General features: G+C 42.9%; 18 protein-coding genes and 1 pseudogene. 2 read left to right on the forward strand and 17 right to left on the reverse strand.

Translation table 11 applies throughout. From position 1 onward, the window contains the following. The coding region (locus DOT_RS01520; protein ID WP_009613197.1) for an ATP-binding cassette domain-containing protein at positions 1–444 on the forward strand (444 nt) is incomplete at its 5' end. Positions 445–724: 280 nt separating this feature from the next. Here DOT_RS01520 and DOT_RS01525 read toward each other — a convergent pair. The 16 genes and pseudogenes from DOT_RS01525 to DOT_RS01595 all read right to left on the reverse strand — a co-directional run bounded on the left by DOT_RS01525 (position 725) and on the right by DOT_RS01595 (position 21,726). After that, positions 725–2,467 (reverse strand): NADH-dependent [FeFe] hydrogenase, group A6, encoded by a 1,743-nt coding sequence (locus DOT_RS01525; RefSeq protein ID WP_009613201.1) that lies wholly within the window; start codon positions 2,465–2,467, stop codon positions 725–727. Between the two features lie 25 nt (positions 2,468–2,492). Then, positions 2,493–4,379, reverse strand: coding sequence for an NADH-quinone oxidoreductase subunit NuoF (locus DOT_RS01530; RefSeq protein WP_009613203.1), 1,887 nt, complete (start codon positions 4,377–4,379; stop codon positions 2,493–2,495). A 121-nt stretch (positions 4,380–4,500) separates the two neighbouring features. Further along, positions 4,501–4,989: an NAD(P)H-dependent oxidoreductase subunit E gene (locus tag DOT_RS01535; RefSeq protein WP_009613205.1), complete on the reverse strand. Its 489-nt coding sequence runs from the start codon at positions 4,987–4,989 to the stop codon at positions 4,501–4,503. Between the two features lie 495 nt (positions 4,990–5,484). Then, positions 5,485–6,846, reverse strand: a complete 1,362-nt coding sequence (locus DOT_RS01540; protein ID WP_009613209.1) for a glycosyl hydrolase family 18 protein — start codon at positions 6,844–6,846, stop codon at positions 5,485–5,487. A gap of 255 nt (positions 6,847–7,101) precedes the next feature. Next, positions 7,102–7,254 (reverse strand): annotated as a pseudogene (locus DOT_RS31550) (type II toxin-antitoxin system PemK/MazF family toxin); the annotation flags it as partial. A gap of 113 nt (positions 7,255–7,367) precedes the next feature. Further along, positions 7,368–8,852 carry a PQQ-binding-like beta-propeller repeat protein gene (locus DOT_RS27620; protein WP_009613213.1) on the reverse strand — a complete coding sequence of 495 codons (1,485 nt, stop codon included), beginning with the start codon at positions 8,850–8,852 and terminating at the stop codon, positions 7,368–7,370. Between the two features lie 360 nt (positions 8,853–9,212). Then, positions 9,213–9,476 carry a discoidin domain-containing protein gene (locus DOT_RS28185; RefSeq protein ID WP_009613215.1) on the reverse strand — a complete coding sequence of 88 codons (264 nt, stop codon included), beginning with the start codon at positions 9,474–9,476 and terminating at the stop codon, positions 9,213–9,215. Positions 9,477–9,607: 131 nt separating this feature from the next. After that, complete coding sequence (hydE, locus tag DOT_RS01555; RefSeq protein ID WP_009613217.1) at positions 9,608–10,681, reverse strand: [FeFe] hydrogenase H-cluster radical SAM maturase HydE; 1,074 nt, start codon at positions 10,679–10,681, stop codon at positions 9,608–9,610. A 138-nt stretch (positions 10,682–10,819) separates the two neighbouring features. Next, positions 10,820–12,067, reverse strand: coding sequence for a [FeFe] hydrogenase H-cluster maturation GTPase HydF (gene hydF / locus DOT_RS01560; protein WP_009613219.1), 1,248 nt, complete (start codon positions 12,065–12,067; stop codon positions 10,820–10,822). Between the two features lie 129 nt (positions 12,068–12,196). Then, positions 12,197–13,612, reverse strand: a complete 1,416-nt coding sequence (locus tag DOT_RS01565; protein WP_009613220.1) for an aspartate ammonia-lyase — start codon at positions 13,610–13,612, stop codon at positions 12,197–12,199. Positions 13,613–13,934: 322 nt separating this feature from the next. Next, the gene (hydG, locus tag DOT_RS01570; RefSeq protein ID WP_009613222.1) at positions 13,935–15,350 is read right to left on the reverse strand and encodes a [FeFe] hydrogenase H-cluster radical SAM maturase HydG; all 1,416 of its coding nucleotides are present in this window, start codon (positions 15,348–15,350) and stop codon (positions 13,935–13,937) included. Positions 15,351–15,352: 2 nt separating this feature from the next. Continuing rightward, entirely contained in the window at positions 15,353–15,607 is a 255-nt protein-coding gene (locus DOT_RS01575) for a TM1266 family iron-only hydrogenase system putative regulator (protein WP_009613224.1), read from the reverse strand. A gap of 238 nt (positions 15,608–15,845) precedes the next feature. Continuing rightward, positions 15,846–17,588, reverse strand: coding sequence for an NADH-dependent [FeFe] hydrogenase, group A6 (locus DOT_RS01580; protein WP_009613225.1), 1,743 nt, complete (start codon positions 17,586–17,588; stop codon positions 15,846–15,848). Positions 17,589–17,769: 181 nt separating this feature from the next. Next, a complete protein-coding gene (locus tag DOT_RS01585) occupies positions 17,770–19,653 on the reverse strand; it encodes an NADH-quinone oxidoreductase subunit NuoF (RefSeq protein WP_009613227.1) in 1,884 nt (627 codons plus the stop codon). Positions 19,654–19,755: 102 nt separating this feature from the next. Further along, positions 19,756–20,244 carry an NAD(P)H-dependent oxidoreductase subunit E gene (locus DOT_RS01590; protein ID WP_009613229.1) on the reverse strand — a complete coding sequence of 163 codons (489 nt, stop codon included), beginning with the start codon at positions 20,242–20,244 and terminating at the stop codon, positions 19,756–19,758. A 306-nt stretch (positions 20,245–20,550) separates the two neighbouring features. Next, positions 20,551–21,726 (reverse strand): cache domain-containing protein, encoded by a 1,176-nt coding sequence (locus DOT_RS01595; protein ID WP_040410923.1) that lies wholly within the window; start codon positions 21,724–21,726, stop codon positions 20,551–20,553. Between the two features lie 874 nt (positions 21,727–22,600). Between DOT_RS01595 and DOT_RS01605 the strand changes: the two genes are divergently transcribed. Further along, the gene (locus DOT_RS01605; protein WP_009613237.1) at positions 22,601–23,797 is read left to right on the forward strand and encodes an anaerobic nitric oxide reductase flavorubredoxin; all 1,197 of its coding nucleotides are present in this window, start codon (positions 22,601–22,603) and stop codon (positions 23,795–23,797) included. Positions 23,798–23,897: 100 nt separating this feature from the next. Here DOT_RS01605 and DOT_RS01610 read toward each other — a convergent pair whose 3' ends face one another. Continuing rightward, positions 23,898–24,548, reverse strand: coding sequence for an HD-GYP domain-containing protein (locus tag DOT_RS01610; RefSeq protein WP_040410925.1), 651 nt, complete (start codon positions 24,546–24,548; stop codon positions 23,898–23,900). Between the last annotated feature and the right edge of the window lie 28 nt (positions 24,549–24,576).

Genomic DNA, 24,576 nt, shown 5'->3' on the forward strand with positions numbered 1-24,576 from the left:
AAAGGTAGGGTCGAAAAAAAGATTCTGCAAAGGATTGTCCAGGAACTACTAGAAATGGTTGGCTTAAGCGATTTTGCTAAAGCAACACCGAAACAACTATCCGGTGGAATGGCTCAAAGGGCAGCTATCGCTCGTGCTCTTGCTGCAAATCCGCAGATTTTGTTACTAGATGAGCCTTTTTCTGCTCTTGATACTCCGACACGCTCTAAACTTCAAACCGATTTTCTAAAATTATGGCAATCTACACACAAAACCTGCATCCATGTCACCCATGATATAGATGAAGCCTTGATCCTTGGACAAAGAATTATGGTCATGCAATCTTCTCCGGGAAGAATCACAGCCATTTTTCCCGTCCCTTTTACATATCCCCGTTGCCCGGATGAACCTGACTTCATTGCTTTGAAAAAGAAACTCCGAGACTTTATTTCTCCAGTCTTCTAGTTATGGACCCTATGTCAAGGACAAGTTAGAAAAAAAGCCTAAAATAAGAATACCCTCATGTCCTAAATGTGACGTGAGGGTATTCTTCTAAATTTTTATAGGATACTCACCGGTTTTTAAGTAATTGGCATATCGATTTGGTGACAGTTTTTCTGGTCACCATTGGTAACGATCAGGTAATGGTTTTTGCAGAGTCCATAATGCCAGAACTTCTAGCACAACAGATCAATCTGCTCCCTTTTAAAATTTTGAGGTGATCATCAACATACCTTGATCTAAACTATATTTTCTTACGTGCCGTATAGCTGGTATGCAGCAATTGATGGGCCTTTTTCCCGTAAGGTTCGCCCAAATAGTCTTTATACAGACTAACTATGGCCAGATTTTCGTGCGACTTACGCAGAGGCTTGGCGCGGTCTTCTCGATAAATAGCAGCAGCGCGGGCTTGCAGAATATCCATGTTGCCATGGTGATAGGGTTGTCCGCCGCCCCCAATACATCCACCCGGGCAAGCCATAATCTCAATCACATCGTAATTGCTTTCTCCCGCCTTGATTTTCTCCAGAACAGTACGGGCATTCCCCAGGCCATGGATGACAGCAATCCGATAATCGCGTCCGGCTATCGGGATGACCGCCTCTTTGATCCCATCCATGCCCCGTAAAGCCTCAAACTCCACTTTTTCCAAGGTTTCACCGGTTAGCACCTCGTAGGCTGTGCGCAAGGCTGCTTCGAGAACTCCGCCGGTTGCTCCAAAAATAATAGCTGCACCCGTCGATTCCCCTAAGGGATGGTCAAACTCCTTGTCTTTGAGATGATCAAAATGAATACTGGCTTCTCGAATCATGCGAGCCAGTTCGCGGGTAGTGATAACGATGTCCACATCCGCAGTTTCTGCACTTTGCGCTAGTTCTGGACGGGCCGCTTCGTATTTTTTGGCCACGCAGGGCATTACGGAAACAACGGTAATAGACTTAGGATCAATGCCCAACGTTTTTGCGTAATAACTTTTAATCAAGACCCCTAACATCTCATGAGGAGATTTGCAGGTTGAAGGAATGTCTAAGAGATCCGGAAACTGATGCTCAAAAAATTTGACCCAAGCTGGGCAACAACTCGTGAGCAGTGGCAGACGCCCGCCATGTTGAATGCGGTGTACGAGCTCTGTTGCCTCTTCCATAATCGTCAGGTCTGCTGCAAAATCTGTATCAAAGACGCGGTCAAATCCCAGTCTTCGTAGAGCACCCACCATTTTGCCCGTGACAATCGTCCCTGGTTCTAAATCAAATTCCTCTCCCAGAGCGACACGCACAGCCGGGGCTGTTTGGACAACGACAAATTGGTTGGGATCGTTGAGGGCCTTCCAAACCTTGTCAACCTGATCCAGTTCTGTTAAAGCGCCTGTCGGGCACACCGCGATACACTGTCCACAGAACGTGCAAGAAGTCTCGTGCAGAGGTAAATCGAAAGCCGTTTTAACCACGGTATTAAATCCACGCCCCACGGCAGAATAGACACCCACAGTCTGTACCTCGTTGCACATAGTTTCACAACGGCGGCAGCGAATACATTTGTTAGGATCTCGTACAATGGAAAAACTCGATTTATCGATTTCGAACTCAGACTCTTCCCCTTCGTAGGAAATATGACGCACACCTAATTCCGAGGCTAACGATTGGAGGTCACAATCTTGGTTCTTTGCACAGGTTAAACAAGATTTCGGGTGATCAGAAAGGAGCAATTCAACCATAGCCCGTCTAGCTTGGATGGCACGCAAGGAATCAGTTTTAACAACCATACCACTCGCCACTGGAGTTGAACAGGATGAGGCAAGATTACGTCTACCCTCGACTTCAACCACACAGACTCGGCAGGAAGCAATGTTATTGTTGTAATGCATTTCATTAAGTTTTAGGTAGCATAGGGTTGGAATATCGATATTAACGGTTCGAGCTGCGTCTAAGATGGACATCCCCTCCGGCACTTTTAGGGATATGTCGTTGATGGTTAGCTGTATATCCATATGAAATCCTCCTTCAGGGGTACCTTTAATGGCGGATGATGGCACCGACAACTCGGCATTGTTCCATGCATGCCCCGCATTTTAGGCAGCGTTCTTGGTCGATAACGTGGCGCTTCTTAGATGAGCCGGTGATGCAGGACATAGGACATTTCTTAACGCAAAGGGTACACCCCACACACTTATCTGTGATTTCATATTTTAGCAAACTCTGACAAACCCCAGCCGGACAGGTTTTATCGACGATATGAGCAATATACTCATCCCTAAAATACTTTAGGGTGGAAAGGATAGGATTGGGTGCACTTTGCCCAAGCCCGCAAAGAGCTGTGTCCTTAATGATGTGGCAAAGCTTCTCCAAGTTCTCTAAGTCCTCTAACGTTCCTTTGCCTTCCGTGATCTTGGTCAGGATTTCATAAAGACGCTTGGTTCCAACCCGACAAGCTGTGCAGCGGCCACAGGATTCATCCATGGTAAATTCTTGGAAATATTTGGCGATATTAACCATACAATCGTCTTCATCGAGGACAATGAGTCCTCCAGAGCCCATCATCGAACCGATAGCCGTTAAAGACTCATAATCAATAGGGGAATCTAAATACTTGGTCGGAATACATCCGCCAGAGGGCCCTCCAGTTTGGGCTGCTTTAAACGTTTTCCGTTGTTTAATTCCCCCGCCAATGTCAAAGATAATTTGCCGTAGAGTTGTCCCCATGGGAACTTCCACAAGCCCTACGTTGTTAACTTTTCCAGCTAAGGCAAACACTTTTGTGCCTTTACTTTTTTCTGTGCCTACTGCAGAAAACCAATCCGCTCCCTTTAAAATGATCGCAGGAATATTGGCCAATGTTTCGACATTGTTGACACAAGTTGGTTTACCCCATAGCCCCTTTTGGGCTGGAAAGGGAGGTTTGACAGAGGGTTCCCCCCGAGCCCCCTCAATGGAATGGATCAGAGCTGTCTCTTCACCGCACACAAAGGCCCCTGCTCCGTATTTAAGCTCAATGTTAAAGCAGAAATCACTTCCTAAAATAGCTTTTCCCAGTAACCCGTATTCCTGAGCTTGCGCAATAGCGATCTGCAATCTGCGAATGGCTGCAGGGTATTCAGCTCGGACATAGATGAATCCCTCGGAAGCTCCAATCGCCGAACCGGCGATGAGCATGGCCTCTAAAACACTATGGGGGTCACCCTCCAAAACTGAGCGGTCCATGAAAGCACCTGGATCCCCTTCATCAGCATTACAAATAATATAGCGTTGATCGGCAGGGCTTTTGCGCGTGAATTCCCATTTTACGCCTGTAGGAAAACCAGCGCCACCACGTCCCCTAAGACCACTATCTTTTAAGACATCAATGACCTCAAGGGAGGTCATGCTGAAAAGGACTTTAGCTAAGGCCTGATAGCCGTCAGCGGCAATATATTCTAAAATATTCTCAGGGGCAATATAGCCGACGTTACGTAAAGCAATGCGAAGTTGACCATCGTAAAAGGGGATGTTGGTAGCAAACCGTTCCTTAGTGATCGGATCCATATAGAGAAGGTGTTCCACTTGGTTTCCTTGAATAAAGTGCTCTTCAACAATGGTTGTTACGTCTTCAGAGGAAACCTCACAATAAGTTACATTATCGGGGTAAATCTCAATCATCGGACCCTTTTCGCAAAAACCAAAACAGCCGGGTTGAAACACCTTAACCTGTTCAGATAATCCTTGCTTGTTCAGTTCCTCTTCAAGACGTTCGGCAATTCCGGGACTGCCTGAAGAATGACAACCGGGTCCTCCACAGACCATAACATGCCTTACGAGGCCTTGGGCATTTTTAGTTGAAACCGTATCAGTAACGCGTCGAGTTTCAATGAGCTTAAGACTCTGGGCCTTTAAGGCATTCAAGGTATCGGCATTTTTGAGTTTCATATGGCTTTTCCCTTCCTTCGGTGACGCTTCTTATCGTGGTTCGTAGTTCGTGGTTCGAAGTTAAGGTTCTATTATCACACATCATACTTTGTGCTCGAACTTCGCTGTTCGCACATCGCAGTTAACCTTCTGGACGGTACTTTGCCAGGACCTCATTAATGTCCTGGGCCTCATTCATGCGTCCATGGACTTTGCCGTCGACGATCATGACAGGGGCGAGGCCACAGGCTCCAACGCAACGTAAAGTTTCTAAGGTGAAGAGATTATCGGGAGTGGTTTCTCCAGCTTTAATTTTCAGCTGATTTTCAAGTTCTCCTTTTAATTTTTCTGCTCCTCGGACAAAACAGGCGGTACCTGTGCATACGTTGACAACATGCTCCCCTCTGGGAATCATGGTGAAAAACGAGTAGAAGCTCACAACGCCATAGACAGTGGCTGAAGGGATATCAAGCTTCTGGGCAATATGCCACTGAACACTAGCAGGCAAGTAACCATATATTTCTTGAGCGTAATGCAGGACCCCAATAAGGTTTTCCTTTTTGTAGGTCAAACTGTCAATATAGCCATCCAATTTTTGGACGAACTGATTGCTCGAAGCTGAGTCACACATAGAAATCCTCCTTTATTCAAAGCATCATATAAGCTACTTTTACACCTCCCTTTTGCATTTTTATAGGAAAGCATTCCCTCCTAGAATGAGTAGAGTACCTAGTGCCATCTAACGCTTCGATAACTTCTACCCAATTAAAGATTACCAGTATCTTACTAAACCGTCTATAGTAGATTGATATCGCCTTAATCTATTTACATTATAGTAAATTCCCCTTCCAGCATGTCTTGCTCTAAGAGATGTTACATTTATTCATCAATCCATTCGGTAAAACCGATTTTCGGATCTCCTTTTGAACACATTTTACCATCTCGGCAAAAATTTCTACGGAATTAAAAAATTGACAGTTATTTTTGTAAAATAGCACAAAAATAAACCGTCAATTTTTAAAAATTTTCATGAAGATTCTTTATAGAAAAACAATAAGACATACCCACATAACTCTAAACATAATCAACACAACTCAATCCATCTTCAGAATGACAACCTATTAACCTACACGCTGGGCTGAAACTTTGCCTGAATGACATCATAAAGCTTTGGATCCTCGGCACCGAGATACCAGATAACTATTCCATTAATATCGTACTTGTTTACCAAATCTAAAAGGGTAGCAAAAGAACTTGCATCTATGAACCAAACTTCATGGACAACTTCGTTTGCGGTATAGGTAAAATGTGTACCTTGTTGAGCATCTTCAATGATTGGAGCATTATAACGGCTAGCGGTGGAAATTGCATAATTATAGTTTATTCCTTTGCCCACTTGTCCTTGCTCAAGGGGCCAGTCATAACCATAGGTCGGTACCCCGAGAACAATTTTGCTTTTTGGGATTGCTAAAACTGCATAGGCCAGCACTTTATCAACCCAATCAGCAGGGGCAATCGAACCAGGTACACCACCAAACCAGTGAAAGTCATACCCCATTATCCGAACAAAATCTGCTGCTTGGCCGATTCCTATATAATCATGAGCTTCGGAACCACTCCAGTCCCCGACTGGATCCAACTTGGCATGGACCGTTACGATAAGCTGTTTGCCTATGGCTGCAAGGGCCGCTTTCAACTCATGGAGGAATATCACATATAGCTCTTTATCCCGTACAAATATGTTTTCATAGTTAATGTCGATGCCGTCATAAAATAATCTGCTTACTAGGCTTACAATATTGTTAATATGTTTCTGCCGAATAATTGGGTCGTTAAGAACAGCCGAGATTTGTTCGCTGCTAAAAGCGTTTGATATAAGAGGAATCATTTTAATGCCATGTGTTCTGGCAAAGGAAAGAATTGAATTGTCCTCCGCACCGGTATACTTTATGATTTCCCCTGTTGTTTTTACTTCGTACCAAAATGGAGACAGGTTGTCAACTATGTCGGGGTGATTTTGCACTGATCGAAAGCCCTGAGTTTGCAGCCAAGACGGAAGCCATCCTCCGACTGATCTTATAAGTAAAGGCTTTGGCTGAAGTCTTAGAATCAAAATCTGTTGACCAATACTTAGTTTTTGGGGATCGACTCCGGGGTTTGTGGTCATTAGATTAGCTAAACTTAAGTTGAACTGTAAGGCAATTCTATAGAAGGTATCCCCGGATTGAACTGTGTATCGTTGGTAGCCTAGATCTTTGCCTTGGAGAGCTTGCCATGTATTAGGTCCAACGATTCCATCAGGCATAAAGCCATTATCCTTTTGAAACTGAATTACGGCCTGCATTGTTTTCAAACCAAATATCCCATCTGCCGTTCCAGGATCATAGCCTAATCTTTGTAATATCATCTGAAGTTCTTTTACTTCAGTTTCTCTTGAACCTCGTCTCAAAGTCGCCAAAGCTGTCACTTCTTTCCTTCTATCTTTCATACAGTTTAAAAATACCTAACGTTAGATATTCTATGCTCCTAATTATTTGAAGGTACTTACTGGACCAAATATTAAGGAGTATAGAATGGGTATAGTTCAAAGTGCCGGTGGGGGAATAGAAAAAGCCTTCCCAACGTATTTTAAATGTAGGAAGACGTTTTTTGTTGTTTCTTTGAGAGGAATTTCTACTCATTTATACAAAGTAATGTAACATCTATTATAAAAGTTGTAAATTCTTGCCTGTTCACCATGAGATTACTCTACCAACATTTCCTTGATGGTACATTTCACATTGAGTTTTGCCGCAGCCTCCAGAACTCTGATTTTCTCGCAAAGCCTTGCTTTGTCAACTGTCCAAATCTGGTCTAATACAATCCACCCATCAACATCACCAACAGTAAGCCTAACACGGGTAGGATATCCTTAAATCCTCGAAACGTATCATTTTCTGGAGATAGTGATTTTGACATTTGGCGCTAGTATATAGGGGCCTCTGGCATCCTCAAACTCTTAATCAAATTTTAACTAATCCAAGTAAAGACATTATATACACCTGGTAAAGCTACCATCCCATTGAAGGAAGATGGAGACCCACCTACATACTGATCAAATCTGTCTAAACCTTCAATAGAAGCCTTCCAAAGTTCAGCTCCGGTTTGAACACTTAAAGCTATTAATTGTCCTGTTGGCGATGGTACAAATACTTTATCACCTACTATTGCTGGAATAGGTGTTTTATACTCCGAAGGGATAACCTGGGTTGTTATTAGATAAGTCCATAGCACTTTCCCGGAGTTCTTGTCAAAGGCATATAACTTCTGGGACTGATCGATTATATAGACTCTCTCTCTGTCTACAGCAGGGCTTGCTACTATTGAACTTTCTGTAGATCCTTTCCATAATATAGTCCCATTTAAGGAATTTAATGAATAGAGACTTCCTCTAACTGAGCCTACGAAGATTTGCCCATTTAAAACTGGTGAAGTTAGGTTCCCGTCCAAAGGACCAATAGCTGCAATCGTTTCCACAGTAGTTCCTTTATCCTCTAAAATGAGTAATCTTTCTAACCATGTCTGATAAACCTTATTTCCAGAGACTGCTACAGGACCATTTGATGCAGATGAAGCCCAAAGCAATTGACCGGTTTCTGCATCGAATGCATGGGTATTATTAGGTGCATTGACGTAGGGACCCGATGCAGGCACATAAACTTTAGCTCCGGATACCGTTACGGAGTAGATTGGTTGAATATCAGCCTCCCACAGTAACGTTCCTGTATTTCCATTATCTCTAATCGCTCGTAATTTATCTCCCGTACAATAGACAACACCATTTCGGAAAGCTGGAGTTCCAAGAGCTTGCCCATTTCCAAGTCTCATACTCCATCTAATTTGCCCGGTAGCTCTGTCGATTGCGTAAATCTCAGCAACTGTTACAGTACCAGCTTGCACGTAAATGCTATCGCTTGTTAATAACGGAGTAAGTTTACCAGGGGTAGTACGAATAGCTTGATAGTTCCGTAAGGGTAAGTTAATATTTGTACTTTCGTAGTGGGATTGAAGATTATCTTTGCCCAAAGTTAACCATCCTGGTCCAGTTTCCGGTAGCGGTGAAGGTGAAGAGGGAATAGGGGTTACAGGTCCCTGCGCTACTACGGAAAGTATAGACCAGGTTTTTGGTCCTACAATACCATCTGCTATTAAACCTTTATCACGTTGAAAGTTTCTTACTGCGATATCTGTTTGTCCTCCGAAAATTCCATCGATAGGTCCGGGGTTATATCCAAAGCTCAATAATTTTTCTTGTAAATTCATCACCTCAGTTCCCCGATTGCCTCGCTGTAAGGTAGGCATAGCCACTTGGACCGGAATATTTAGTTTTTGCCCGATAACCAAAACGTTAGGATTGACTAAGTTGTTAGCATCAATTATTGCTTGTATGGAAACGTTGTACCGTTTGGACAAGACGAATAGAGTGTCACCTGACTGAACTATGTGTACAATCACAATAATTACCTACCTTCGAAAGTTTCTATCAGCTTACGTTGATAGAAATTTGATGGTGCAATGAATGAACTAAAACTTTTTCAAGGGTTTCCAAGGTATGGGAGGTAGATTTCTCTTTGAGGATATTTTCTTTACTTCGGTATCGTAGGAGTAACTATGCTGTTGCTAGATGATATTGCCGCAACTGTAAGGGCGCTAATACCTCCACCTGCCAGAGCCCAGGTCGGCATAAATCCATTGCGAGTCAGTGTACTGACTGGCCCAGCGAGTTTGGGGATTGTTATCAAAGGCTTTAGCGGCCGAAAATTTAGAGGTTTCGGAAGAAGAGGCGACAAAATTACTTTTATAGACACTGAATTCTCAGAGCGAATAACCATAACTATTATTAGCTCTTTGAGTGCCGTACATCCTGACATACCGACCGCTGGCGGCTAAGTTATCGATATCATCCGTTCCGCCATCTCCGGTTGAGGTACGGTAAACGGTCGTCCAGTTGAGCTTATCATTGGAAACTTCGATACGATAGGCCTTGACATAAGCAGCTTCCCAGTTCAAAACAACCCGCTTGATGCTGGTTTCTGTTCCTAAATCAACGTAGATCCATTGGGGGTCACTGCCTCCCACTTGGAAGTTATAATGGGCTAACGTATTTTACACGTTAGGAGAGCGTTCCTTTTGCTAGTTATTACGAAAAATTAAAAAGCAAAGGCCTGAGCTCGGTACAGCAATTATAGAAATTGAGAAACGCTTGTCTGTCACCGTGAAATAAACTGCCGACTATCCCCTCTGCCCAAATCTACGTCAAAGCCCGCCGCCTGAATTCTACGTTCTATACAATATCGGCAATCTTCTGGATGATCATCTCCACAAATCTTGTTTTCATAAAGTTCATATTGTTTCCTAACCGATGTAGGGGTAATAATTGGCATCACTACATTAGCGCCCGCTTTCAAAGCGAGCTCCCTACCTTGGGGATCCAGAGTGCCGAGTGCCGTCGTGGCCGGAATAAGACTATCGGGAATAAGCAGTCTCGCCAAGGCCACCATCACCAACGTATCCTTGAGTGTCCCGCCTTTTTCCGCTCCCAGTGGTGTCTCACTATGCGGAATAAACGGTCCGATTCCGATCATATCTGGATGAAATTCCTTTAAATATCGTAAGTCATCAGCCAAATCCGCGGGTGTTTGTCCAGGCAAACCCACCATAAACCCCGCCCCCACTTGGTAGCCCAAGTCCTTTAAGGCGCTCAAACAGGCCCGGCGATCATCAAAGAGCATCGTCGGATGTAGCTTTTCATACAGTTCTTGCGATGCCGTTTCATGGCGCATCAAAAAGCGATCTGCACCGGCGGCAAAAAGTCTTTGATAAGTTTCCGGTCGCCGCTCGCCGATGGACAACGTAATGGCTACCTCTGGATAACTCTTCCTAATTGCTCTAATTAGATCAATGAAAATCTCCTCTGTGTACCAAAGATCTTCCCCGCTTTGCAAGACAAACGTCCGGTAACCTAATTTATACCCTTGAGCACAACAGGTCAAGATTTCTTCCGGAGTTAACCGATAGCGTTCCACTTTGGCATTAGAAGCCCGAATCCCGCAGTACCGGCAATCCTGCCGACAAATATTCGAGAACTCGATCAGCCCTCTCAAATAAACTTTATCTCCATAATAGGCCTGTTTCGTCTTCAGTGCGTAGCGGTATAAGATCTCTCTATCCGCATGAGTTATGTTTTCTAAGAGGTATGTGATTTCCTCTTTTGTGAGGTCGTTTGTTTGATAGACTTTCTCTAATAAATTATGCCTGGTACTCACAAAAACCACTTCCTCCATCCTGTATTATTCATATTACCCAAGGATAGAGTAGGCAGGTACGTTGTTTCTGATACTGAAAGAAAAAACATTGTACCTGCCTCTCTGTCTCACCTCGTCGTATCTTCGTTCACTTTCGAGCGTTGCACCCCTAAGCTCTCAGCATAGTTCTTCCTCTTCCAAAATTATCTTAGCCAGGGGGAATGGTTCAAGGGCTCTCGGAAGTAAGCCCTGAACATAAGCAATGAGAATACCGTAGTTGACAATGGGCACACCATGATATTTTGCACCGTCTACCCTGCTGAGCATTCCTGTTCTGTTCATCATACAGGCTCCACAATGGACGATCAGGGCATATTTCTTAATGTCATCAGTAAAAGTTGCTCCTGCGGAGAATTCAAAATCGATCTGCTTCCCAGTCCGCTGACGTATCCACCGGGGTATCTTCACCTTGCCAATATCGTCCGCTTGTCGGTGATGTGTACACCCTTCAGCTATTAAAACCTTATCTCCATCCTTAAGTCTTTCGATGGCTTTAGCACCTTTTATGAATTCTGTTAAATCTCCCTTTTGTCTGGCAAAAAGAATAGAAAATGACGTCATTAAAATATCCTTGGGGGTATCTGCCGCAACTTTTAGAAAGACCTGCGAATCGGTGACGACCAGCTTTGGCTTTTTAGCCAGATTACTTAAAGTTTCTCTCAGTTCGAATTCCTTAGTTACAATCGCCATAGCATCGCTTTCCAGAATGTCTCTTATGGTTTGCTGTTGGGGAAGAATAAGCCTCCCCTTTGGCGCTGCTTTGTCAATAGGAGTAACAAGTACCACAAAATCGCCCGGGTTAATTAGATCTCCCACAATTTTAAACTTATCTTCATCCTCCGGAATAACAGAAATGATAGCGTTCTTTAATTCCTTGATCCCCTGCTTCTGAAGAGCGGACACAGAAACTATCGGAATGCCCAGTGACTCTTGAAGATTCGTTGCTAGTCTGTTAGGATCATCATTATCGAGGATATCGATCTTATTTAAAACCACAATAATTGGTTTCTTCTTTGCCTTAAACTTATCTATGATTAAGCTGTCTTCTTCACTAATTCCTCTCTTGACATCAACGATTAGCAGCGCCACATCTGTAATATCTAGAACCTCCAAGGTCTTCTGAATTCTGAGCTGTCCTAATTCTCCGACATCGTCAATTCCGGCTGTATCAATGATTACACAGGGCCCGATCGGTAATATTTCCATTGCTTTAAATACTGGGTCAGTCGTTGTGCCCTTCACGTCTGACACTATCGCTGTTTCCTGTCCTGTTATGGCATTGATCACGCTGGATTTCCCCGCATTTCTCTTGCCAAATAGCGCCAAATGGACTCTCACGCCTCTCGGCGTTTCATTCAAGCTCATCAAAATCCCTCCCCAGATCATCCTACGGGGAATGCCCACTTCTATAAATGGGCATTCCCCCGGTGCTCCGCTTCAAACGGGTTAAACTCCCCACCTGAAGCCCTGATGTTCAGCTTTAGCTAAACGAGTTTACTTTCCAGGGACTCCAAGAAGGCCCGGTATTCCTGGTTTTGTGACTTCAAATGGATTCAATATCTCGTTGATTCTAGAATTAGAGAAAATTTTTTCTTCTATTAATATGTCTCTTACTGTCTTATCTTCTCGTAAAGCTTTTCTTGCTATATAACCGGCTTTTTCATAGCCTAGGTGATGAACCAAAGCGGTAGCCAGCACTGCTGATCTTTCAAGAGTTTCTTGGCATTTTTCTTTATTCGCTTTAATTCCTGCGATGCACTTCTCTCTAAATATAGTGACTCCCTTATCCAGCAGTTCTAGTGATTCCAATAAGCATTCCGCTATAAGAGGCATAAATGAGTTGAGTTCAAGCTGCCCTGAAGAAGCGGCCATCGTAATAGCATAATCATTGGCCATAACTCTCATCGCAACCTGGCCTATCATTTCTGGTATTACCGGGTTCACCTTTCCGGGCATAATTGTTGAACCGGCCTGCATCTGAGGAAGCTCTATTTCACCGAACCCTCCCTTGGGACCTGAAGATAGCAGTCTTAAATCATTGGATAGTTTCAAAAGGTTGGTGCTGCAGGCTTTCAAAAGTCCGGAAACTTCTACAAATACGTCATTATTTTGGGTTATATCCAGGGGATAGTCGGACCTAGCCAAACCTAGTCCTGTTAACTCCTGAATAACATCCGTAACCATAAATATGTACTTGTGAGAAGCATTGACACCAGTGCCGATGGCCGTACCTCCCAGATTAATCTGCCTCAATCGTTCTTCTACCTTGTAGACTCTCCAGCGGTCTCTTTCTATAGCCTTGGCATACGCCCCAAATTCCTGTCCCAACATCATCGGCAACGCATCCATTAGCTCAGTCCTGCCAAGTTTGAGCACATCACTAAATTCGATTTCCTTTCCCTGCAACGCTTCCTGAAGTTCTGCCAGAGAATTGCTTAATTTTCTGAGCAGATGAATCGCAGCAATTCTCAGTGCTGTTGGATAAACATCATTCGTCGATTGCGACATGTTAACATCATTTAGCGGATGAACAATTTCATAGTCGCCTTTTTTTCCGCCTAATATCTCAATCGCCCTGTTAGCAATAACTTCATTCACGTTCATATTCGTTGATGTGCCCGCGCCTCCTTGAAAAGTGGATACTATAAATTCATGATCGAATTTGCCTTCAATAACTTCCTCACTGGCTCGAATTATCGAATCTGCTTTATCCTCCGTCAGTTGCTTTAATTGTTTATGTACCATTGCTGCTGCCTTTTTTATTAAAGCAATTTCGTAGATGAGTTTTAGATTGACACCTTTGGACCCTAAATCAAAGTTCTCTTGCGCCCTTTTTGTGTTGATCCCACAAAATGAATTTTCTGGAATATTCCATTCTCCAATTTGGTCCTTTTCAATTCTAAAATTCACGTTATTTCCTCCACAAATTATGGCTTTCTAATTTACTTACATCAGTGATCTACCAAAAGCAACTATTGCAAAGAGAGCACTTAAGCGGAATTTGCGTAAGCGAACGCAGACAATGAAGCGTTAAGCACGCCAACGGGACTTGTCCATGGATGGACTGATGCCGCGGTGCCATGGATGGCAAAGAGCGGCACACATGCAGTAGTACCTGGGGGTTTTGGCGTGTAGCTTTATTGTCAAGTGAGTAGCAAATGCAGCGTGGGCGAACGTACATTAGTTGCTTGACCCGCAATTCGTGGTTTCCGCAGGATATCATTAGGACACTCTAGAACCTTAAATCTCTCTCTCCGGCCTCAATTCTTTTCAGTTTCTCTTCAGCCGCTTTTCTGGCTGCCTCCTTAGGAATATCCATAAGTCCTTTTTCGATAACTTTTTTACCTAATTCTTTCATCTCATCATCGGCATAGTCTAAAAGGAATTCTCTAAAGGTAAGCAAAGCATTCGGTTGACAAACATTGCCTATTTGTCCTGCTTTAGCCAAAACCATAAACCGATCCCCAGTTCTTCCTTCTCGATAGCAAGCAGTACAGTAGCTAGGTATATAACCACTTTCACACAAACTCTTAATGACTTCCATCGGTGATCGATGATCGGCCACTTCAAATTGCGGTTTTTCGACTGTTTTATCAATTCCATGTTCCTTCGAGTAAGCGCCTACTCCTGTACACGAGCCGGCACTGAATTGTGAAATTCCTAGGGCGAGTACTTCCTCCCTAAAACCGGCCTCTTCTCTGGTCGATAATATCATACCCGTATAGGGAACAGCCAATCTTAAAACCGCGACTAGTTTTTTAAATTCATCATCTGTAACAAGGTAGGGCAGATCATTCAGATCCACGCCCTCAGCGGCTCTCAGTCTGGGAACAGAAATTGTGTGCGGACCAACGCCGAAGGCATCCTCGAGATGTTCAGCATGCATAAGCATCGCTATTGTTTCGTATTTGTGCTCATATAATCCGTATAATACCCCAATACCCACATCACCAATTCCAGCTTCCATGGCTCTGTCCATGGCTGTAGTATGCCAATTGTAATTATGCTTGGGACCTGTCGGATGCATTTTTTCATAAACTTCTTGATTATACGTCTCCTGGAATAGAGTATATGTACCAATGTCAGCATCTTTTAAGCGTTTATAATTCTCAACGGTCGTTGCCGCTACGTTGATGTTAATTCGCCTTATGCTTCCATTATCAAATTTCAACGAATAGATTTTCTTTATGCACTCAATTACATAATCCAAGGAGCAATTGATTGGATCTTCTCCTGCCTCTATGACAATTCTTTTGTGGCCTAAAGACTCTAGTATTTTCACTTCCTCTTCTAATTGTTCCATAGTCAGTTTGCTTCTCTTGAGACTCTCATTACAGGCCTGATAGCCGCAATATACACAGCCATTGACACAATAACTACTTATATATAGTGGTGCAAATAAAACGATTCTCTTGCCATATATTTTTTCCTTTATTTCTTTAGCCGTCTTAAACATTTCAGTCAAAACATTAGGATCATTAATATTTAGCAGAACTGCAGCTTCTCTATGGCTCAGTCCTTGACAAGTCTTTGCTTTTTCAAGAATTGCTCTGACTAGATCCTTTTCTTTAGCCTTTTCAACACCTTCATCCAATGATTTTCTTATTTCTTCGTCAATAATGAAATCTTTCGCCAAATACTCTTGCATTTTTATTCCTCCAATTTCTTAGTTAAAGCCGATTTAACATTTACCCCTTTGATCTTCCCTAATTTACCTGTCATCGCACTAATTTCATCCGAGGTTCCCTCAACGATCAAGGAGATAATCGATATGCCTCTTTCTTTACGAGGGATCCCCATTCTGCCGATTATGATGCTGGCCAATTCATGCAACGTTTCATTAACCTTATTAGCACTTTCAAATTCTTCAATCACGATGCCTATGACGCCTATTCTCTTATCCATGTTTTGTTTCCTCCAAATATAGAAAACCAGTCAGTTTATACAACTAAAATAGCTAAGGTGCCTTCTTACAACAGTAAGAAGGCACCTTAGCTATTAACCTTCTCCTTTTGCTCAGAATAATCCTTACAATCAGGTGTAGTTTTGCGGTTTGTGGGATCCACTTTGCCGGATAATTCCAACACAACAGATAAATCCACTCCCTATAAAATTTTTTAGACAAACTTAAACATAGTCAATACTAGATTTTCTTTCGTGCCGTATAGCTGGTATGCAGCAATTGATGCGCTTTCTTCCCGTAGGGTTCGCCCAAGAAATCTTTATATAGACCAATAATAGCCAGATTTTCATGCGACTTGCGCAAGGGTTTGGCACGGTCTTCACGGTAAATAGCGGAAGCTCGCGCTTTAAGAATTTCCATGTTGCCATGATGATAGGGTTGTCCGCCGCCCCCGATACAGCCGCCCGGGCAAGCCATGATCTCTATGACGTCATAATTGCTTTCCCCAGCTTGTATTTTCTCCAGAACAGTGCGAGCATTACCTAGACCATGGATAACAGCAATCCGATAATCGCGTCCGGCTATCGGGATGACCGCCTCCTTGATTCCATCCATTCCTCGGAGAGCCTCGAACTCCACTTTTTCTAGAGTTTCGCCAGTTAGAACCTCATAGGCCGTTCGTAGGGCCGCTTCGAGAACTCCGCCTGTCGCTCCAAAGATGACGGCAGCACCTGTTGATTCTCCCAAGGGATGATCAAATTCCTGATCTTTAAGATGATCAAAATGAATGCTGGCTTCCCTGATCATACGAGCTAGTTCACGTGTGGTGATAACGATATCTACATCCGCGGTTTCTGCTCCTTGTGCTAGTTCTGGGCGGGCTGCTTCGTATTTTTTGGCGACGCAGGGCATCACGGAAACAACGGTTATCGTTTTAGGATCAATACCTAACGTTTTAGCGTAATAACTTTTGGTTAAGACACCTAACATCTCATGAGGGGATTTGCAGGTTGAAGGAATGTCTAAGAGATCCGGGAATTGATGCTCGAAGAATTTGACCCAAGCTGGGCAACAACTCGTGAGCAGCGGCAATCGCCCACCATGTTTTATACGGTGAACAAGCTCTGTTGCTTCCTCCATAATGGTCAAATCGGCAGCAAAGTCTGTATCAAAGACACGGTCAAATCCGAGTCGCCGCAAGGCCGCAACCATTTTGCCAGTGACAATTGTCCCTGGTTCTAAATCAAATTCTTCACCTAGAGCAACCCGTACGGCCGGTGCTGTTTGTACTACAACAAATTGGTTGGGATCGTTGAGGGCTTTCCAAACTTTATCCACTTGATCCAATTCAGTTAAAGCACCTGTTGGACATACCGCCAGACATTGTCCACAGAACGTGCAAGCAGTTTGGTTAAGAGGTAAATTAAAGGCTGTTTTAACCACCGTCTCGAAACCACGCCCTACTGCAGAGTATACGCCAACTGTCTGAACTTCATTACACATCGTTTCACAGCGGCGACAACGAATACATTTGTTAGGATCTCGGACAATCGAAGAACTCGACTGGTCAATTTCAAACTCTGATTCTGCCCCTTCATAACTAATCGCTCTCACACCTAATTCTGCGGCAAGAGCTCTTAGGTCACAGTCCATATTTTTTGCGCAGGTTAAACAAGATTTCGGGTGGTCAGAGAGGAGAAGTTCGACCATAGCTCGTCTAGCTTGGATGGCACGTAGGGAATCAGTTTTAACAACCATACCACTCGCTACCGGAGTTGAACAGGAGGAAGCTAGGTTACGTCGACCCTCGACTTCGACCACACAAACTCTACAAGAAGCAATGTTATTGTTGTAATGCATTTCATTAAGTTTTAGATGGCATAAGGTAGGAATATCAATATTTACGGTTCGGGCTGCGTCCAAAATGGACGTTCCTTCGGGTACAGTTAGAGGTATGTCATTAATTGTTAGCTGTATATCCATAGGGAGTCCTCCTTTAAAGCAAACTTGGCTGGCGCTCGACGACGAAGACACTGTCTTCGTACGGGTTAAACCATCTTGCAGCACTGTCTTCGCACGGGTTAAACCTTCTTGCAGCTTGCGAAAGCGGCCGCCTAGTTGCACTTATGCCCACGCATTCTAATAAGAAGGGTACAGGGGTACCTTAATGGCGGATGATGGCGCCGATAACACGGCATTGTTCCATACATGCCCCGCATTTTAGGCAGCGTTCTTGATCAATAACGTGGCGTTTCTTGGTTGAGCCAGAGATACAAGACATGGGGCATTTCTTGACGCAAAGGGTACAGCCTACACACTTATCCGTGATTTCATATTTCAACAAGCTCTGACAGACGCCAGCTGGACAAGTTTTATCTACGATATGCGCGACATACTCGTCTCGGAAGTACTTCAAGGTAGAGAGGATGGGATTGGGTGCACTTTGTCCAAGCCCGCAAAGAGCTGTGTCCTTAATGATATGACAAAGTTTCTCCATGTTCTCTAAATCCTCTAACGTCCCTTTGCCTTCGGTGATCTTTGTCAAGATTTCATAAAGACGTTTGGTCCCGACTCGGCAGGCGGTACAGCGACCACACGACTCGTCCATCGTAAACTCCAGGAAATATTTAGCGATATTAACCATGCAATCGTCTTCATCCAAGACAATGAGCCCTCCAGAGCCCATCATAGAACCGATGGCAGCTAACGACTCATAATCAATAGGGGAATCTAAATACTTGGTCGGAATACATCCACCGGAGGGCCCCCCAGTTTGGGCTGCTTTAAACGTTTTGTGTTGTTTAATTCCTCCGCCAATGTTAAAAATAATTTGCCGGAGGGTTGTCCCCATGGGGACCTCGACTAGCCCTACATTGTTGACTTTTCCAGCTAAAGCAAATACTTTTGTTCCTTTGCTTTTCTCTGTGCCAATTGAAGCAAACCAATCGGCTCCTTTTAAAATAATAGCGGGGATATTGGCCAATGTTTCGACATTGTTGACACACGTTGGTTTACCCCAAAGCCCCTTTTGGGCAGGAAAGGGAGGTTTGACAGTGGGTTCTCCCCGAGCCCCCTCAATGGAATGGATCAGAGCCGTCTCTTCACCACAGACAAAAGCTCCTGCTCCGTATTTAAGCTCAATGTCAAAAGAGAAATCGCTTCCTAAAATACTTTTTCCAAGTAATCCGTATTCTCGGGCTTGCGCAATAGCGATCTTCAACCTGTGAATGGCTGCAGGGTATTCAGCTCGAACATAGATAAATCCCTCGGAAGCCCCAATCGTAGAACCAGCGATGATCATAGCCTCTAAAACACTATGAGGGTCGCCCTCCAGGACGGATCGATCCATAAAGGCCCCCGGATCCCCTTCGTCAGCATTACAAATGATATAGCGTTGATCGGCTTGGCTTTTGCGCGTGAATTCCCATTTCACGCCCGTGGGGAAACCCGCGCCGCCACGCCCTCGAAGACCACTATCTTTAAGAACGTCAATAACGTCCAGAGGCGTCATGTTAAAAAGAACTTGGGATAAGGCCTGATAACCATCAGCGGCGATATATTCAAAAATGTTTTCAGGAGCAATATGGCCAACGTTGCGTAGAGCAATTCGAAGTTGTCCATCATAAAAAGGAATGTTGCTAGCAAAACGTTCCTTGGTATTCGGATCCATATAGAGGAGGTGCTCTACCTGTTTTCCCTGAATGAAGTGTTCTTCGACAATGGTTGCTACGTCATCAGCAGAAACCTCACAGTAGGTTACATTATCTGGGTGGATCTCAATCATCGGCCCTTTTTCACAAAAACCAAAACAGCCGGGTTGAAAAACTTTAATTTGCTCAGATAATCCTCGTTGGTTGAGTTCCTCTTCAAGACGTTCGGCGATTCCAGGACTGCCTGAGGAGTGGCAACCAGGTCCTCCGCAGACCATAACGTGTTTTAAGCCTTGAGTATTTTTAGATGTCACAGTATCAGCAACGCGCCTTGTTTCAATGAGTTTTAGACTTTGGGCTTTTAAAGCATTTAAGTCCTCGGTATTTTTGAGTTTCATTTGGCTTTTCCCTTCCTTCGGTTACGCTTTTTGTCGAGGTTCGGGGGATCGAAGTTCGAAATTCAGGTCTGAATATCTTGCTTCATGTTTCGTACTTCGCAGTTAACTTTCTGGTCGGTACTTTGCCAGGACCTCATTAATGGCTTGTGCCTCATGCATGCGTCCATGAACTTTACCATCGACAATCATAACTGGGGCGAGGCCACAGGCTCCAACGCAACGTAATGTTTCTAAGGTAAAGAGATTATCCGGAGTGGTTTCTCCTGCCTTAATTTTTAGTTGATTTTCAAGTTCATCTTTTAATTTTTCTGCTCCTCGTACAAAACAGGCAGTCCCTGTGCATATATTGACAACGTGTTCCCCCCTGGGAACCATAGTGAAAAACGAGTAGAAGCTCACAACGCCATAGACTGTGGCGGAAGGGATATCAAGTTTCTGGGCAATATGCCACTGGACATTATCAGGTAAGTAACCGTATATTTCTTGTGCATAATGTAAAATTCCAATCAGGTTTTCTTTTTTGTAGGTTAAGCTGTCGATATAATCATCCAGCTTTTGCGCAAATTTATTTGGCGAAGCGCTATCACACATAGAAATCCTCCTTCATTGAAACAATGTAGTTTACGTTCAAACCTCCTTTTCGTAATGTAAGGGAAAAATCTGTCAGATTATTTTTTGTTTTGCGAATCTATGATTAGTTTATCTTTCTTCTCCCTGATTTGTCGTGTTTATGGAGGTAAGAAAAGAGTTTTGTAAGTAAAGAATATTAATATAGAAAGTTTTGATAATTAAGAAAGTAACATCTGTGATTTCGTAAATAAAGAAAACTAAGACTGCCGCCTTCCTCAATCTTAGCGAAGGCGGCAGCCTTAGTTGCACTGGCCCCCAATAGGCCTTTCATAAAAGAATAAATAATTTAACAGGTCGTCCACCCGTGCCGTATCTGAGTTCAGATTTTAATACCCTGCGCTGTTCTAAAAATTCAAGGTAATGACGTACTGTGACCCTAGTGAGCTTAACTCCTTCTGCGACTTCCTCTGCAGAAAGAGGACGGCGGGTTGCTTGCAGAAATTGTACTATATGCTCAAGAGTTACTCTAGATAAACCCTTAGGCAAGCCTTCCGCTCCACTATACCAAGGACTTTCCATACTAAATTCCGGATTTAGTTTGGTCGCACCTGTATAGTCAGTGGTCAGCTCAGTCATAGTCATATTACCCCTCATCAGTTCCATAACATTATGAATTTCATTATTATCAAGTGATTCATTTTTGAGGTTACTATGAGTTACCTGATTAATTTCTCCTGTTAACACCTGGATTTGGTCTACCATTTGGTTAAAGGCATCCTTCAACTCCTTGATTTCCTTTGCACTGGAAACGTTTATACTCTGCGTCAATTGTTCTGTTGCAACTTCCTGGGCTCCTGACATAATATTCTGCAAAGGATAGATAATTGCTTTGCGCAGAGAACGCAAGGTGAGAAAAACAATTAAGACAGTCAAAACCAATCCCAATGTGCCCATCGTTATCAAAGACCTTGTGAAAAAACTCTGACCGCCGGTCTGTGGGATTTTTACACAAAACATTCCGATGATTTTATCACTTTCTGCACGTAAGGGGAAATAACCAGCTTGGTTCCATCGATCCCCATTATCTTCATCTCCAAGATACGTCTGCCCATTTTGCAATACTGTCTGGGCGACATTAGCAGAAGCTTTTCCACCAAGAACTGGATCACCATTTGAACTAAGTTCTGAGGTCACCACAGGCATCTCCCCCAGAAACACTGTCACAGTATCTCCCGTTAGGCGAGATAAATGATCTATTATGTTATTATTGAAGCTGATCTTAACTGGTCCTTTATATAACTCCCCATCTTGCACAGACCATGAGCCGGGATATTTTGTATCAATTATTTCTTTACATGTTGCCAAATCTGCTTGTGCTTTAATCTTCGCAGCGACCACATCGTGGTCTTTCATCTGCCAACCAAGGACCACGCAGAAGCCACCCATTAGTATAAAAAAAGCACACAGCGGCAATATTAAAATTTGATGTTTGAGTAAACGCACAAATACCCTTCTTCCATTGATCTCACTAAATATTATTCATCTAATATGCACAAGTCTTTAAAGATTTGTTTTTTAAAGTAGGAACGTTAATTTGAGACTAATCACCCAATCCAAATTCAACAAATATCCAATTATGTAATTATTTTTAATATTAACAACCTCCTTTTGTGATACTCTTCATGTATTATAACCTTATTCACCTCAAGTTTCTAAATAATATTAAAAGATTGCAACTTTTTTGTGTGTTTAATGTGTGTTTAAAAGGATTTATACGATTATTAGGAATTCTCAAAGATCTCGAATACTTGCTCAAGGAAATAAACCAAAGCCCGACAGCACAAGTGGGCTGCGTAAGAGATAGGTTATGTTGTATAATGATAAAAGACTTTTTGTTAAATTAATTATCAAATAGGTATATTTCAAGCAGGATTATTATAATCAATGTAGAATATAACTAATTAAGGTAACAGCCTAATGCGCCATGAAATCCATTCGAAGGAAAATAGTTAAGTACACATCATCATAAATAATATGAATTTTTTAAGAATTAGTCAAATAGTAGTGTCAGAAAAAAATGCTGTTAAAGTCTAGAGTCTTTAGCTGCCGAAAGTAATAAGTGTGAGTCTGTATAAATTCCAGTCTTTCGCAAACTAATAAAGAGATGGCAAACTGGAACAATGTGTGATATCGACTTCGATTTCTTCGAAGCATATAATGATGATTACGACCTCTCTTCTCTGTGCCATACCAAAAATAAAATCACTGTATCCTTGATCAAGGCAGCCACCAAACCTTTTTTAGCCAAAACAATGAGATTGGGCCATTCTGCTTGGATTGCATTATCTATTAAAATTATTATAGGAGGTTAATTATAATGAGTTTTGAAATTAACAAGAGTGTAAAATGGGTCGGCAAAATCGACTGGGAATTAAAAAAATTTCATGGTGATGAACTCTCTACTCACCGCGGTTCCAGCTATAATTCCTACCTCGTCCGAGACGAAAAGATAGCCTTGATTGATTGTGTATGGACGCCCTTTGCCAAAGAGTTTGTTGCTAATTTGAAGAAAGAAATTGATTTAAATACGATTGATTATATCATTGCAAACCATGGTGAACCTGATCACAGTGGGGCTTTACCAGAATTAATGAAAGAAATCCCCAACACTCCAATTTATTGTACTGCCAATGCTATCAAATCCCTAAAAGGTCAATATCATCAGGATTGGAATTTCGTACCTGTTAAAACGGGGGATAAATTAAGCCTTGGTTCCAAAGAGTTTATTTTCATTGAGGCAAGAATGCTCCATTGGCCTGATACGATGTTCACCTACTTGACCGGCGATAATATCCTGTTCAGTAATGACGGTTTTGGGCAGCATTTAGCCTCTGAGCATATGTTCAATGACTTAGTCGATCAAGCAGAGTTATACCACGAGGCCCTTAAATATTATGCCAATATTTTAACTCCGTTCAGTAAATTCGTTAGCAATAAAATTACTGAAATCCTAAGCTTTAACCTGCCGGTTGATATAATCTGCCCCAGTCATGGCCTAATTTGGCGGGATAATCCGCTGCAAATGGTCCATAAATATATGGAATGGGCTAAGGATTACCAAGAAAACCAAATTTCGATTATTTATGATACTATGTGGAACAGTACCCGGCAGATGGCTGAACAAATAGCGGCTGGGATAAAATTGAGCGATCCAGCTGTCACTGTCAAACTGTTTAATGCTAATTCTACACATGCCGATAAAAACGACATTCTTACTGAAGTCTTTAAATCTAAAGCCATACTCGTTGGTTCACCGACCATTAATAAAGGCGTATCGTTTGCCGTCGCTGGAATACTAGAAATGATCAAAGGATTAGCGTTTAAAAATAAAAAAGGCGCTGCCTTTGGTAGTTATGGTTGGAGTGGTGAAGGAAACAAACTTATTTCAGCTGAATTAGAACACGGTGGGTTTGAACTACTCAACGAAGGGCTTAAGGTGACCTGGAACCCAGATGACGAAAGCATTATCAAATGTCAGGAATTCGGACAAAGTATTGGAGAAGCTCTCAAGTAAATAATAAAATGTACCTATTATAGAAGAAGGGGGAGCGTTTCAAACGCTCCCCCTTCTTCTATAATGTGATAGAGAATTTTGGCACCATTAACTCTCTAATTTACCTAAAAGCCCTTAGTTTGACCTCTTTACTATCCTTCTGGAACTCTTGCCATCTAACTTCCCATCTTTTCCACAGTTTTTCCGACGTTTCCACGGCCACTGGGTCGAATTGGATACCTTTGTTGGTGAGTAGTTCCTCCCAACATTCCTCCCATGACATGGCTTTTCGATAAGGCCTCACCGAAGTGATCGCATCAATCGCATCGGTTACCCCAATTATTCTTGAACCCAAAGGAATTCTATCCCATCTCAAACCATGAGGATAACCACTCCCATCCCATCGTTCATGGTGGTGGAGCACAATTTCAGCAATTTTTTGAAGCCCTTTTGATTTAGCTAGAATTTTGTAGCCGATCTCAGGATGTCTTTGAATCTCAGCCCATTCATGAGGAAGTAATTTCCCTCTCTTGTTTAAAATGTTTTCGGGAATACCCATCTTCCCGATGTCATGAAGATGTGCCGCAATATGTATATTGTCAAGTTCTGAACCTTTCAGTCCCATAGCTCGTGCCAAATCAAACGACATATCCCCCACTCTAGTAGAATGCCCGCTGGTGTATAAATCCTTCGCTTCAAGTGCAGCGGCTAAACATTCAATGATATCATGGAAATGATTAAGTCGGAACATTCCTTGGATGGAGTGAAACATGCGCTATTTCCTCCCTGATTTAGAGATC

This window comes from Desulfosporosinus sp. OT (genome assembly GCF_000224515.1).
Classification (GTDB): Bacteria; Bacillota; Desulfitobacteriia; order Desulfitobacteriales; family Desulfitobacteriaceae; genus Desulfosporosinus.